Annotated in this window: 16 protein-coding genes and 1 pseudogene; 14 read left to right on the top strand and 3 right to left on the bottom strand. The window is 43.7% G+C overall.

The genetic code is table 11. The features are described from left to right. The first annotated feature begins 85 nt into the window (after positions 1-85). The gene (locus AC04Q4_RS03925) at positions 86-619 is read left to right on the top strand and encodes a DUF6465 family protein (protein WP_173755766.1); all 534 of its coding nucleotides are present in this window, start codon (positions 86-88) and stop codon (positions 617-619) included. A 161-nt stretch (positions 620-780) separates the two neighbouring features. Beyond that, positions 781-1,404, top strand: a complete 624-nt coding sequence (locus AC04Q4_RS03920) for a GDSL-type esterase/lipase family protein (protein ID WP_476388538.1) — start codon at positions 781-783, stop codon at positions 1,402-1,404. Between the two features lie 351 nt (positions 1,405-1,755). Here AC04Q4_RS03920 and AC04Q4_RS03915 read toward each other — a convergent pair whose 3' ends face one another. After that, positions 1,756-1,986: an alpha/beta-type small acid-soluble spore protein gene (locus AC04Q4_RS03915; RefSeq protein ID WP_173755764.1), complete on the bottom strand. Its 231-nt coding sequence runs from the start codon at positions 1,984-1,986 to the stop codon at positions 1,756-1,758. 403 nt (positions 1,987-2,389) lie between these two features. On the opposite strand from AC04Q4_RS03915, the pseudogene AC04Q4_RS03910 reads away from it, so the two are divergent. The 5 genes and pseudogenes from AC04Q4_RS03910 to AC04Q4_RS03890 form a co-directional block, all read left to right on the top strand. After that, positions 2,390-3,058, top strand: a pseudogene (locus AC04Q4_RS03910) (DNA/RNA non-specific endonuclease); the annotation flags it as partial. Positions 3,059-3,241: 183 nt separating this feature from the next. Continuing rightward, on the top strand, positions 3,242-3,637 hold the full coding sequence (locus AC04Q4_RS03905; RefSeq protein WP_021976563.1) for a methylglyoxal synthase: 396 nt from the start codon (positions 3,242-3,244) through the stop codon (positions 3,635-3,637). Continuing rightward, a complete protein-coding gene (gene rsmD, locus AC04Q4_RS03900; RefSeq protein WP_173755763.1) occupies positions 3,634-4,182 on the top strand; it encodes a 16S rRNA (guanine(966)-N(2))-methyltransferase RsmD in 549 nt (182 codons plus the stop codon). Before AC04Q4_RS03905 ends, rsmD begins: the two co-directional genes overlap by 4 nt. Positions 4,183-4,197: 15 nt before the next feature. Then, positions 4,198-4,692, top strand: coding sequence for a pantetheine-phosphate adenylyltransferase (gene coaD / locus AC04Q4_RS03895; RefSeq protein ID WP_476388537.1), 495 nt, complete (start codon positions 4,198-4,200; stop codon positions 4,690-4,692). A 12-nt stretch (positions 4,693-4,704) separates the two neighbouring features. Continuing rightward, the gene (locus AC04Q4_RS03890) at positions 4,705-5,343 is read left to right on the top strand and encodes an ATPase (RefSeq protein WP_173737833.1); all 639 of its coding nucleotides are present in this window, start codon (positions 4,705-4,707) and stop codon (positions 5,341-5,343) included. On the opposite strand, the gene AC04Q4_RS03885 is transcribed toward AC04Q4_RS03890, so the two are convergent. Continuing rightward, complete coding sequence (locus AC04Q4_RS03885) at positions 5,320-5,664, bottom strand: hypothetical protein (RefSeq protein ID WP_476388536.1); 345 nt, start codon at positions 5,662-5,664, stop codon at positions 5,320-5,322. The genes AC04Q4_RS03890 and AC04Q4_RS03885 overlap by 24 nt on opposite strands. Continuing rightward, positions 5,661-6,254 (bottom strand): hypothetical protein, encoded by a 594-nt coding sequence (locus AC04Q4_RS03880; protein WP_476388535.1) that lies wholly within the window; start codon positions 6,252-6,254, stop codon positions 5,661-5,663. Before AC04Q4_RS03880 ends, AC04Q4_RS03885 begins: the two co-directional genes overlap by 4 nt. 83 nt (positions 6,255-6,337) lie before the next feature. Here AC04Q4_RS03880 and AC04Q4_RS03875 point away from each other — a divergent pair, with 83 nt between their 5' ends. The 7 genes from AC04Q4_RS03875 to AC04Q4_RS03845 all read left to right on the top strand — a co-directional run bounded on the left by AC04Q4_RS03875 (position 6,338) and on the right by AC04Q4_RS03845 (position 13,607). Next, positions 6,338-7,783 (top strand): aminoacyl-histidine dipeptidase, encoded by a 1,446-nt coding sequence (locus AC04Q4_RS03875; RefSeq protein ID WP_173737835.1) that lies wholly within the window; start codon positions 6,338-6,340, stop codon positions 7,781-7,783. A gap of 317 nt (positions 7,784-8,100) precedes the next feature. Then, the gene (locus tag AC04Q4_RS03870) at positions 8,101-8,913 is read left to right on the top strand and encodes a GTP pyrophosphokinase (RefSeq protein ID WP_173737836.1); all 813 of its coding nucleotides are present in this window, start codon (positions 8,101-8,103) and stop codon (positions 8,911-8,913) included. Positions 8,914-8,980: 67 nt separating this feature from the next. Further along, positions 8,981-10,903, top strand: coding sequence for a YgiQ family radical SAM protein (locus AC04Q4_RS03865; protein WP_476388534.1), 1,923 nt, complete (start codon positions 8,981-8,983; stop codon positions 10,901-10,903). A gap of 12 nt (positions 10,904-10,915) precedes the next feature. Next, on the top strand, positions 10,916-11,536 hold the full coding sequence (locus tag AC04Q4_RS03860; RefSeq protein ID WP_173755760.1) for a hypothetical protein: 621 nt from the start codon (positions 10,916-10,918) through the stop codon (positions 11,534-11,536). A gap of 12 nt (positions 11,537-11,548) precedes the next feature. Then, positions 11,549-12,517 (top strand): RluA family pseudouridine synthase, encoded by a 969-nt coding sequence (locus AC04Q4_RS03855; RefSeq protein WP_173737839.1) that lies wholly within the window; start codon positions 11,549-11,551, stop codon positions 12,515-12,517. Then, entirely contained in the window at positions 12,501-13,058 is a 558-nt protein-coding gene (gene lepB, locus AC04Q4_RS03850; protein ID WP_173755759.1) for a signal peptidase I, read from the top strand. The genes AC04Q4_RS03855 and lepB overlap by 17 nt, the downstream gene beginning before the upstream one ends. A gap of 15 nt (positions 13,059-13,073) precedes the next feature. Further along, positions 13,074-13,607 (top strand): Holliday junction resolvase RecU, encoded by a 534-nt coding sequence (locus AC04Q4_RS03845; protein WP_173737841.1) that lies wholly within the window; start codon positions 13,074-13,076, stop codon positions 13,605-13,607. Positions 13,608-13,627 lie beyond the last annotated feature (20 nt).

Here is a 13,627-nt window from a genome sequence, read left to right as displayed (position 1 = left end):
AAACTTTTCTTTACAAAACTTCCAAATCGTAGTATTGTATTGCATGAGAAAAGATTAACAAATCCCTTGTAAGGAGGCTATAAACATGGCTAGAACAAAGAAAGCTGCAACTAAGACAACTGTAAAAACGGCTTCAGTAAGCGAGACTCCTGCAAAATCTGTAGTAACCGCATCCGAAGAGAAAGCCGTTAAGGCTGAGACACCGAAGACAGACGATGCAAAAGCTTCTGTAGAGACAAAAGCAGCTGAGAAACCAGCAGAGAAGAAGGCAGCAGATGTAAAGGCAGAAGAGCCGGTTAAGAAAACAGCTGCTAAAAAGACAACAACAAGAAAAACAGCTGCTAAGACAACAACCAAGACAGCTGCTAAGACAACCGCAGCCAAAACAACAAGAAAGACAACAGCTAAGAAAACTGAGCCAGTTACAGAAGTATATGTTCAGTACTGGGGCAAGGAAATACATACTTCCGAGGTTGCAGATAGAATTAAAAAGATTTGGACAGAGGATATGGGCAAGAAAGCTTCTGATCTGAAGGATCTTAAGATCTATATCAAACCGGAAGACAATGGAGCTCATTACGTGATCAACGGAGATGTTACAGGTTTTGTCGGACTGTAAACAGAGCTTTTACCAAACAGTAGATTAAAGAGTATATTAAACAGCCTGCTATAGAGTTGAACTATAGCAGGCTATTTCTTTTGTGTATTTGACCAATGAAAAAGAGCGTGATATGATTCATTTAACCAATAAACATACTAAACAGATAGGGAATTAATAGAATGAAACAGATATTATGCTTTGGAGATTCCAATACATGGGGCTATGACGGAGAGAGCAGGAAGAGACTTCCTTGGGGAGTCCGCTGGACAAGCCTTCTCCAGGAAAAACTGAATAAAGAAGAATATCGTGTGATCGAGGAGGGACTGTGCGGAAGAACAACAGTTTTCGAAGATCCGCTCCGTGACGGAAGAAAAGGAACTGCACTTCTTCCTACGCTTCTGGAAACACATGCTCAGGTGGATGTGATTACTCTGATGCTGGGAACCAATGACTGCAAAACTGTTTTCGGAGCATCAGCAGATGTAATCGGAAAGGGAATCACAAGACTGCTGGATCAGATCCCGGAATACGCACCAAAAGCGAAAGTCCTTCTCATGTCTCCCATCTATCTGGGGGAAAAAGTATGGCAGGAAGGATATGATCAGGAGTTTTCCAGAGAGTCTGTAATCGTTTCCAGGAATCTGCAGTCTGTTTACGAAAAAATCGCAGCTGAACGTCATATCAGTTTCCTTCCGGCAGCATCTTATGTACATTGCTGTGACGCAGATCAGGAACATCTGAATGCAGCAGGACATAAGAAATTTGCAGAGGTTGTATATCGAAAAGTACAGGAATTGCTGTAAATATCCAAAAGGGTCAGGTCTGCAAGATTCCAGAGCTGCAGCAGGAGGTGTCATAACAGGAGGCCAATATGCTACGTTATCTCCTCACGGATGGTGTAAACTTCGTATGGGAAATACATGGCGTATAGTCGATTGCAGTATATAGCGTGCTTACGGAACCAAGCTTTATCTTGTGACGAGAAAAACATATCCATATCGTCTGCGTTGTGATAAAACATATCCATTGAAAGTCAGTTCCGGAAAAGTAAAAAAGATGTTGTCCGACAGTTTTTTACATCTGTCAGACAGCATCTTTTTTTGCATAAGTTCCGATCAACTCAGCATGGCAATGGATTTACCTGTGATACCTATTTAGTACTGCTGGCCGCTCTGGGAGCTGCCGGACATCTGACGCTCCTGCGCCTCGATCATTTTTTTGACCATATATCCACCTACGGATCCGTTCTGTTTGGAAGTCAGGTTTCCATTGTATCCGTCTGTAAGCGGAACACCCAGCTCGTTTGCTACCTCATATTTGAAACGGTCAAGTGCGCCCTTTGCTTCCGGTACAACTGCTTTGTTAGAAGAAGTGTTACTTGGCATAATTCATTTCCTCCTTGGTTGTTGTTTGTTTTGATGTTACATTGCTAGTATATGAAATCCGTAAAATAATACACTGGCAGTTAAAGGAAATAAAAAATATAAAAAACCGAATGTATGGTTGCTTTTTTACCGGGACAGAAGTTATAATAATTTCTGCACGGCATATAATATCTGTCAGACAAAAAATAAGGGGGTTCCTGTGAAAAAGAAGCGTTATCCTACATATAAACGAAAATATAAACGAAAAAAGCAGCTAATGAAAAAAGTTTTTACAGCTATTATCCTGTGCATTGTACTTGCAGTATGTAATGGCTGGATGCCGCCGCGGAGCCTGAAAGAAGTAAAAGATCAGAGCCAGATCTTTGGCCAGACGTTTCTTGCATATATAGGAGAAAACGCTGAAATCCTCTGGGAAGATGCTTCGGAATCCGTTTCTGATGCAGTAACAGGATTGCTGGAACAAGCCCAGTCAGTGAAGGAAAAACAGTCAGGATCTGTCTCCCTGGATCAGCTGCCGGAATACAGCGGCAGTCCATATGCAGAAATTGATGGAAATGTTCCTTCTTTTTCTGAAGAAAAGAAAAACGGACCTGCGTATGAGTTCTACAGTGAACTGGATTCCCTAGGACGCTGCGGCTATGCAGAATCCAAGATCACAACGGAACTGATGCCTGCAGAAGAGCGGGGTGCTATCGGAATGGTGAAGCCTGCAGGATGGCACACTGTAAAATATGATAATGTAGATGGCAGGTATCTGTACAACCGCTGTCATCTCATCGGATATCAGCTCACAGGTGAGAATGCAAATAAAAAAAATCTTATCACAGGAACCAGATATCTTAATGTTACCGGCATGCTGCCTTTTGAAAATGAGGTGGCAGATTATGTACATAGCACCGGAAATCCATGTATGTACCGTGTAACACCTGTTTTTCAGGGAGATGACCTGGTAGCCAGAGGTGTGGAGATGGAAGCTGAATCTGTAAAAGACCAGACGATATCTTTTCATGTCTTTGTATACAACGTACAGCCCGGAATTGGCATTGATTACAATACCGGAAACAGCTGGGAAGAATAGGATGTTACTGTCGCTTCGTGACCAGTAACAATAAAATATTAATTTTTCATGAATTTGTATGAATTAAATTGCACTTTTTTGGGCGATATGCTAAAATCAGATACAGAGTTATAGGATTTTACCTATATACGCGGAGAGAAAAGGATATAAACCGAGGGCAGAATGGAGAGGTGAATTATGAATTTAGGCATTATTGCACATAACAGTAAGAAAGTTCTGATTGAAGACTTCTGTATTGCATATAAGAATATCCTTGCCAAGCACGAAGTATATGCAACCGGAACTACAGGAAGAAGGATCGAGGAGGCCACCAGCCTTCACGTTCATAAGTTTCTTGCCGGAAGTATCGGCGGAGACAAGCAGTTTATGGAGATGGTAGAGAGACAGGATCTGGATATGGTCATCCTGTTTTACAATCCGGTCATGATGGATCCGGCAGAACCGGACATTATGAGCATCGTCAAGCGCTGCGACCAGTATAATATTCCGGTTGCCACAAATATTGCAACTGCGGAGCTGCTGATCCTTGGACTGGCCCGCGGTGATCTGGATTGGAGATTAAATCTGAAATGAGAGTAATAGCAGGAAAAGCACGTAGATTAAACCTAAAGACAATTCCCGGAAATGATACAAGACCTACAACAGACCGTATTAAGGAAACTCTGTTTAACATTCTCCAGCCTGAAATACCGGGCTGCAGGTTCTTGGATCTGTTTTCCGGAAGCGGAGCGATTGGTATCGAAGCACTGAGCCGTGGAGCGGACTACGCAGTGTTTGTAGAGAAGAATCCCAAGGCATGTGCCTGCATCCGCGAAAATCTTTCATTTACAAAACTTGCAGAAGGTGGTAAACTGCTGAACATGGATGTACTGCAGGCCCTGCGCTCACTGGAGGGCGGAGAACCTTTTGACTGTATTTTTATGGATGCACCTTACGAACAGCATCTGGAACAGCCTGTTTTGGAATATCTGGCAGACAGTACATTGGCAGATAAGAACACGCTTATTGTTATAGAAGAGGAGCTTCACACCGATTTCTCCTATGTAGAGGAACTTGGCTATCATCTGATCCGCTCCAAGGAATATAAGACAAATAAGCATGTTTTCCTAAAAAAATGAAAGAGAGACAGACATATGATAACAGCAGTATACCCGGGAAGCTTTGACCCGGCAACTTATGGACATCTTGACGTTATCAGACGGGCAAGCGTTTCTTTTGACCGGGTTATCGTAGGAGTTTTAAATAATTCTGCAAAAACTCCGTTGTTTTCTGTGGAAGAACGTGTTAAGATACTAACAAAGGCTACAAAAGATATCCCGAATGTGGAGGTGAAAGCATTCGAAGGTCTGTCAGTGAACTTTGCTAGGGCGAACAATGCCCAGGTGATCGTTCGCGGACTTCGTGCTGTCACGGATTTTGAATACGAGCTTCAGATGGCGCAGACTAACCGTGTTCTTGCGCCGGATGTAGATACTGTTTTTCTCACAACGAGTCTGGAATATGCATACTTAAGTTCCACGATCATGAAGGAAGTTGCAAATTTCGGAGGAGACCTGAGCAAATTTGCTCCCCGTGAGATTACAGAAGCAGTTGAAGAAAAATTGAAAAAAAGAGAAACTGAGAAATAAGGAGAGTGTATTATGAGCAGCAGAATTGAACAGATTATTCAGGAGATTGAAGAGTATGTAGACAGCTGTAAGTTCCAGCCTCTTTCTACTACCAAGATTGTAGTGAACAAGGAGGAAATCGAGGAGCTGTTACGTGAGCTTCGTCTGAAAACTCCGGATGAGATCAAGCGTTATCAGAAGATCATCAGCAATAAGGATGCGATCCTTGAGGATGCGCAGTCCAAGGCTGATAGCCTGATCGCAGATGCACAGACTAAGGCTCAGGAGCTGGTAACACAGCACGAGATCATGCAGAAGGCATATGCACAGGCTAATGAGACGATCAATGCTGCCAACAAACAGGCACAGGAGATCCTGGATTCTGCAACACAGGATGCAAACAGCATTCGTCTCAGCGCGATCACATATACAGATGATATGATGGCTAACATCGGTTCTGTTCTGAACCAGACACTGGAAGATGCAGGCGGTAAGTACAAGGCATTTATCGATGCTCTGCAGAGCTGTCTTGATGTTGTCAACCACAATCGTCAGGAGCTTGCACCGCAGACAGCACAGGCAGCTGCAATTTCCAATACTATTCAGGAAGATGACAGCAATTCCATCACAAAAGAAGATGAAGATCTGTTAGATGACATCGGAGAGAACTAAGAGCAGAAAGAGTACTGCAGCGTTCAGGCACTTGGCAGTGATATAGGGAATCATGGATAACTTGTTTTTCACTACGCTTTTTGTCTGGAACATGATGCAGAACCCGCCGAAAGCAGTCAGTATCATGGAAGAATAATATTTTGTTTTCCATGGGAGATCAGAGGTGGCGATTCTATGCAGTCCTGTTGTCAGCTCAATTGGAGCTGTGAGCAGAGTTTTTGCCAGAGGGCTGAATGGCCAGCAGTCACTGATGCAGGCAAAGATCAGTGAAAACATCAGAATATAACCCCCGAGAAGTGTAATGGTTTCGAATCCGTTCATAATCGAGACATCCAGGATGACTCCTGCAGAGTCCTGTCTGGATGTCTCTTTTTTTGACCGGTAGGTTTGACACTGCTAACTGTAAGTCCGCGGTATACAATGAATCTAAAAAACAGCATGCAGGCAATGTCTGCACTTAGAAGCAGAATAAGAATTTGAACAGAACTTATCCGGTTTTCAAGGCAGTTTCCTGCCATATATGACAGGATAAATGCAGGGCTTGCGTTGCAGGAAAAAGAGAGCAGATATTCCCCCTCCCTGCGGGAAATCTGGTGATTTATGTAGAGGTCGTGGGAAAGCTTGGCTCCCATGGGATAACCGCAGAAAAGTCCGAGTATCAGGACATAAGTTCCTGCCGGGGAGAGTCCCAGGAGTTTTCTTGCCAGAGGTGCAGCCGGATTTAGTAATTTTCGGAGATTTCCTGTTTTCAGTAAAATTCCGGTAAGGATTAGAAAAGGCAGAAGAGTCGGAAGCATCACATTCAGCCATAATGTCAGTCCTTCTCTTGCTGCCAGGAGAGATTCAGCTGGATGAAGCAGCAAAAAAAGCAGAAGACAGAGGCAGAAAAACAATAATATTTTTTGTTTCATGAAATCCTGACCTTGCTTTTTTTACAGTATATGATTATTATAAGATATAAATGAATTTATGAAGTAAAAGGAGGCAGATATTTATGCCAGTATTAGAAAATTGCGAACCAAAGAGAGTTTTTCATTATTTTGAGGAAATCTGTAAAATCCCTCATGGTTCCGGAAATACGAAACAGATCAGTGATTTCCTTGTGAAATTTGCTGAAGATCACGGATTTAAATATGTGCAGGATGAACTGAACAACGTAGTGATTTATAAACCAGGTACACCAGGATATGAGAATTCTCCTACAGTTATCATCCAGGGACACATGGATATGGTATGTGAGAAACGGCCGGATGTAGATCATGATTTTATGAAAGATGGTCTGAATATTTCTGTAAAAGACGGCTATGTAACAGCCAACGGAACTACACTTGGCGGTGATGACGGTATTGCAGTTGCTTATGGACTTGCCCTTCTTGAAAGTACAGATATTCCGCATCCTCCACTTGAAGTGCTTATCACTGTTGATGAAGAAATCGGACTTCTTGGTGCAGTGGGACTTGACTGCAGTGTTCTGAAGGGAAGAAGATTCATCAATCTTGATTCAGAGGCAGAAGGAAGCCTTTGGATCAGCTGTGCCGGCGGACTCTCCGGTGTCAGCCATATTCCGGTTCAGCGTGTGGAAGGTGAAGGAGATAAAGTACAGGTGAAAGTCTGCGGACTGATGGGCGGACATTCCGGAGCAGAAATCGATAAGAACAGAGCCAACGCCAATAAACTGATGGGACGTTTTCTCTATGGCCTTAAGAAGGAAGCAGATTACGCGATTATTTCCCTTGAAGGTGGCAAGAAAGACAATGCCATTACAAGAGAATGTACGGCTGAATTTCTGACAGACGCAGCAGAAAAAGTAAAAGCTTACGCAAAAGAACTTCAGGTACAGATTCGTGAGGAGTATGCAGGCTCAGATGAGAATATTACTATTGAAGTAACAGAGGAAGGGGAAGCCTGCGCACAGGTTCTTCATCCGACAAGCCAGGAGAAAATCGTATTTTATCTCCAGAACGTACCGTTCGGAATTCAGAAGATGAGCGGAACAATTTCCGGACTTGTTGAGACTTCCAGCAATATCGGAATCCTCCGTCTTGATGAGGACGAACTTTTTGCAAGCTCCAGCGTAAGAAGTTCTGTAGACGCAGCATGCGGTGCACTGTCTGACAAGATCGAGTATCTTACAGAATTCCTTGGCGGTGAGTATGAAGTACAGGGCGCATATCCTGCATGGGAATACCGCAAGGAGTCTCCGTTAAGAGATAAGATGGTAGAGATTTTTGAGGAGATGTACGGACATAAGCCAGCGGTGGTCGCAATCCACGCAGGCCTTGAGTGTGGACTCTTCTACAAGAAGATGGAAGGTCTTGACTGCGTATCTCTTGGGCCGGATATGAAAGATATCCATACATCTGAGGAAGTTTTAAGCATTGCTTCTACAGAAAGGGTATGGAAATATCTCCTGAAAGTTCTTGAGAATCTGAAAGACTGATAAGAACCGAAAACGAATGAATACAGGATACCCCGGGGTGGGCAGCAGCTTTTCCCTGGGGTGTTTTTATGCACCCCTGAGTGCATATTTGCGGAAGGTATGAACCTTTTCGAGAAAAACATTCATAAAAAGGAACTCCATGCATATATATAGATTTGTGGATGCATCACACAAAAAGAGAAGTATTATATAATTTTTTGATAAAAAATTTATAAAGAATCCCTATTTTTTCGAAACATATGTTATAATAAAAAAGTATGCCGCTGTCATTAGGGACCAGACTTTAAGGATGACAGCAGATTTAAGGAGCGAGCAACATGGAAATACAGTTATGGCGAAGTATTCTGTGCCCTTATGAGCTGGCTGTCAAGGAACTGACAGTCAAATTTGAACATATGATAGAAGAGTATCGTGAGAACGATCGTTATTCCCCCATTGAACAGGTCAGTGGAAGGGTAAAGAGTGTCTCCAGTATCCTGGAGAAGATGCAGCGCAAGCATATCCCCATCGAGCAGATGGAGACTGAGGTGGAGGATCTTGCAGGAGTTAGGATCATCTGTCAGTTTGAGGAAGATATTGATACAGTAGCTGCCATTATCCGAAAAAGAACAGATATGGAAGTAAAAAGTGAGAAAAACTATCTCACCCATATCAAGCAGAGCGGATACCGCAGCTATCATATGATCCTCTACTACACAGTAGAAACTATTGACGGGCCGAAGAGACTGCAGGTAGAGATTCAGATCCGTACTATGGCGATGAATTTCTGGGCAACCATTGAGCATTCTCTTCAGTATAAATATAAAGGCGATATGCCGCCTCATGTGGCAGAACGTCTCAGCAAGGCATCTGATGCCATTATCTCACTGGATCATGAGATGTCCTCTGTGCGAAATGAGATCATGGATGCGCAGAACTCTTCACAGATGCAGTCCAATCTGGTGAAGGATATTCTGAATAATATTGAGAATCTTTACCGGGTATCCAGTGAACGTGAAGTCAGCAAGATCCAGGATGAATTTCTCAGGGTCTTTAAGACCAAGGATCTGCGGCAGCTGGAGAGATTTCACAGACAGCTGGACATCATTGCCGAAGGCTACAGAGCACAGGCTGTTCATCACAGCATGTAGATGCCCCGGCATTAGTGGCTGAAAGATTCGTAAATCTGAAAATATAGATACATATGAGGAATGATAAATGCAGGATTTTTTACCGGTTACAAGGGAAGATATGAAGTCAAGAGGCTGGGAGGCGGTTGATTTTGTCTATGTCACAGGCGATGCATACGTAGATCATCCGTCTTTTGGATCAGCAATCATCGGACGTCTTCTGGAGAGCAGAGGCTACCGTGTAGGCATGATCCCTCAGCCTGACTGGCGCAGGAAAGAGAGTATCCAGGTGTTCGGGGAACCGCGCCTGGGTTTTCTTGTTACGGCGGGAAACATGGATTCCATGGTGAATCATTACACAGTTTCCAAAAAACGCAGAAGTACAGATGCCTATTCCCCAGGGGGAAAAATGGGCCTGAGACCGGACCGTGCTTCTGTTGTATACAGCAATCTGATCCGGCAGACATATAAACATACGCCTATCATTCTTGGCGGTATTGAAGCAAGCCTCCGGAGAATGGCACACTACGATTACTGGGAGAATAAGGTTAAGCACAGTATTCTTATTGATTCCGGTGCAGATCTTATTTCTTATGGTATGGGTGAGCACTCGATCCTGGAGATCGCAGAGGCACTGCAGAGCGGGATCCCTGTGGATGAGATAACCTATGTGGCAGGAACCGTTTTTAAGAGCCATGATATCGGCAGGGTGTACGAGCCTTTGACCCTTCCGGATTTTGAACAGGTACAGACAGATAAGAAGGCTTATGCAGACAGTTTTGCCATCCAGTATCGGAACACAGATCCGTTTACAGCGAAACCTTTGGCAGAATCCTATGGAAACCGTGGATATGTAATACAGAATCCGCCTGCACAGCCACTGACACAAACAGAAATGGATGATGTCTACGATCTTCCTTATACAGGACAGTACCATCCTATGTATCAGAAAGATGGCGGAATTCCGGCACTGAAGGAAATCAAGTTCAGCCTGACCAGTAACCGGGGATGCTTCGGAAGCTGCAATTTCTGCGCGCTGACATTTCACCAGGGACGTATTCTACAGACAAGGAGCCATGAATCCATTCTGAAAGAAGCTGTCAGGATGACAGAGGATCCTGATTTTAAGGGGTATATCCATGATGTAGGAGGCCCGACAGCAGATTTCCGTCATCCGTCCTGCAAAAAGCAGCTGACAAAAGGTGTCTGCCAGAACCGGCAGTGCCTGTTTCCGTCTCCATGCAAGAACCTTACGGTGGATCACAAGGATTATCTCACACTTCTCAGGAAAGTCCGGAATATTCCGAAAGTCAAGAAAGTTTTTGTACGTTCTGGTATCCGCTTTGATTATCTGATGGCAGATCCGGACAAAACATTCTTAAATGAACTTGTGAAATATCATGTAAGCGGACAGCTTCGTGTGGCACCGGAGCACGTTTCTGATGAAGTCCTGAAATATATGGGAAAACCTCAGCATGCAGTTTATGAAGGTTTCCTGAAAGAATATGAAAAAGCCAATGCACGTACCGGGAAGCAGCAATACGCAGTTCCTTATTTCATGTCCTCTCATCCGGGATGTACTATGAAGGAAGCCGTGAAGCTTGCAGAATATGTCCGGGATCTTGGATTTACGCCGGAACAGGTGCAGGATTTTTACCCGACTCCGTCAACACTTTCCACCTGCATGTACTATACGGGAATCCATCCTCTTACAGGAGAAAAGGTATATGTGCCTAAGAATCCTCATGAAAAAGCGATTCAGAGAGCCCTGATGCAGTACAAGAACCCGGAGAACAGGGAGCTGATCCTGGAGGGGCTTAAAATGACAGGCAGGATGGATCTGGTAGGATTTGGCCCGAAATGCCTGATCCGCCCAAGAGAGCTCCATGGAAAAAATACTTCAGGCAAAAGGAAGTCTGACATAAAACAGGGAACACGAAATTCCACAGGCAGAAATTCCGGCAGAAAAAATCCATGTTCTTCATCGAAACAGATAAAAAAACACAGGTAAGGAGTTCCGTAAATGAAAAATACAAAAAAAACAAAAACAAGAAAAGGTGATTTCGGATACTTCAACAGTGAAAAAAAACGACGGCTTCTGATCACGGCAGGTCTTTTTTCTCTGCCCCTTCTGATCTTCTTTGTGGCCTGGGCTGTTAATGGCACAAGGATGACAGTGTGGACAGTGCTTACAGTGGTAGGCTGCCTTCCTGGCTGCAAATCTATGGTGAGTCTGATCATGATCCTGATGCGCCACCCTATGGATGAGAAGCTTTTTAAAGAGATCCGGAGTCATGCAGGAGATCTTGTCATGTCTTACGAGATGTACATGACTTTTTATGAAAAAAGCGGCTATCTTGATGCAGTTGCTGTATGCGGAAATACAGTGGTAGGATATACCAGCGATCCCAAAGCAGATATCGCATATCTGGCAGAGCAGTCCCAGAAGATTGTGCGCAAGAACGGATACAAAGTAGATGTAAAGATCCTCAAAGATCTGAAACCATATCTGGAACGTCTGGATTCCATGAACGAGCATAAAGAATCTCTGCGGAGCGGAATCAAATTCACACCAGACGACCGTTATCCGGATCTTTCCAGGGAAGAGCTGATCAAGCATACGATCCTGGCAATCTGCCTGTAGGAGTATTATATAATGAAAGAATTTATCATCAATGACAACGAGGCAGGGCAGCGTTTTGACAAATATCTGGCGAAACTTTTAAGAGAGGCACCTAAGAGCTTCTTCTATAAAATGATGCGAAAGAAAAACATCATACTCAACGGAAAAAAAGCAACCGGCAATGAGAAGCTGCTTTCCGGAGATCATGTGAAGCTGTTTTTAAGTGATGAGACTTTTGAGAAATTCAGCGGAAGTGTTCCTGCGCCGAGAGCGAAGCATTCCCTGGATATTGTGTATGAGGACGAACATATTCTGCTGATCAATAAGCCTTCGGGAATGCTCTCCCAGCCGGCAGATGACGGAACGCCTTCCCTGGTGGAATATCTGACAAGCTATCTTCTTGAAAATGGAAGCCTTACAGAAGAAGAACTTCGAACATTCCGGCCATCTGTATGCAATCGTCTTGACAGGAATACCACAGGCCTGATTGCAGCCGGAAAGAGCCTTCCAGGATTGCAGGAGCTTTCCGGAATGTTTAAATCCAGAAATCTCCATAAGTATTATCTGTGCCTGGTGGAGGGAGTACTGTCAGAAAAAAAGCATATCAAAGGCTACCTGGCAAAAGATAAAAAAAATAACAAAGTAACCATCTACAGATCAGAGAAAGAAGGTACACTGCCTGTTGAGACGAGATATTTTCCTCTGGGAAACAACGGGAAAAGGACACTTCTTAAGGTAGAGCTGATCACAGGACGTGCACACCAGATCCGTGCACATCTGGCATCAGAAGGCCATCCTGTAGTGGGAGATCCGAAATACGGAAGAACAGGAGCGAAAATAAAAAGCCAGCTTCTTCATTCCTTCCGTCTGGAGTTTCCTTCAATGGAAGGCACACTTTCTTATCTTTCGGGAAAAGCGTTCACAGCACCGGTACCGGAGATCTTTCTTGGAACATTAAAAGAGGAACAGTTGGAGGAGAGTTATTATGAAAATCTGGAATGAAATATGGGACTATGTGAAGATGATCATCATTGTGGTGGTTGTAGTCCTTGTTATCAATAATGTAGTACTGATCAATGCAAAGATCCCGTCAGAATCCATGGAAAACACCATCATGACAGGAGACCGTATTTTCGGTTATCGTCTTGCTTATGGCTTGAATCTTGATCTTTTCGGAAAAGAGATCTCTAAAAAATGGAAAGATCCGGAGCGTTTTGACATTGTGATCTTCAAATATCCGGATGATGAGTCACAGCTTTTTATCAAACGTCTTATCGGACTTCCGGGAGATAAAGTTGAGATCAGAAACGGCAAAGTATACATTAATGATTCAGAGACCCCTCTCGAAGATGATTATGTTCCGGAAACTCCGCTTGGCAGTTTCGGACCTTATGAAGTACCTGAAAACTGTTACTTTATGATGGGAGATAACCGAAATAACTCCAAGGATTCCAGATACTGGACAAACACTTATGTACGTTTTGACCAGATCGTCGGAAAAGCTGAGATCCGTTATTTCCCGTCCATCAAACTTCTGAATTAAAAGGCAGGATAAAAAATGGCAACATGGAACAGCAGAGGTCTCAGAGGTTCCACGCTGGAGGAACTGATCAACCGAACCAATGACCAGTACAGAGAGAAAGGACTTGCCTTGATCCAGAAGATTCCCACACCTATCACACCGGTGAAAATGGACAAGAATAGCCGACACATCACATTGGCGTATTTTGAACAGAAAAGTACAGTAGACTATATCGGAGCAGTGCAGGGAATCCCTGTCTGCTTCGATGCAAAAGAATGCTGTGTAAAGACCTTTCCCCTTGCGAATATTCATCCTCACCAGGTAACTTTTATGGAAGAGTTTGAAAAACAGAAGGGGATTGCTTTTTTTCTGATTTATTTCAGCGCAGACAATGTTTTTTACTATCTGACGCTTCGCAAACTTCAGGAATTCTGGAATCGGATGGAAGCAGGGGGAAGAAAAAGTTTCCGGAGGGATGAGCTGGATGAGGAGTTTTATCTTACTGGAAAAAATGGATTTCTGGTACCATATCTGGACGGGATCCAGAAAGATCTGCAATTACGGGATTGACTTTTGGAAAACTTTCCTAT

This window comes from Blautia sp. HA8986, assembly GCF_056504635.1.
Note: the sequence above shows the minus strand (reverse complement) of the source record. Positions and strands in the feature narration are given on the sequence as shown.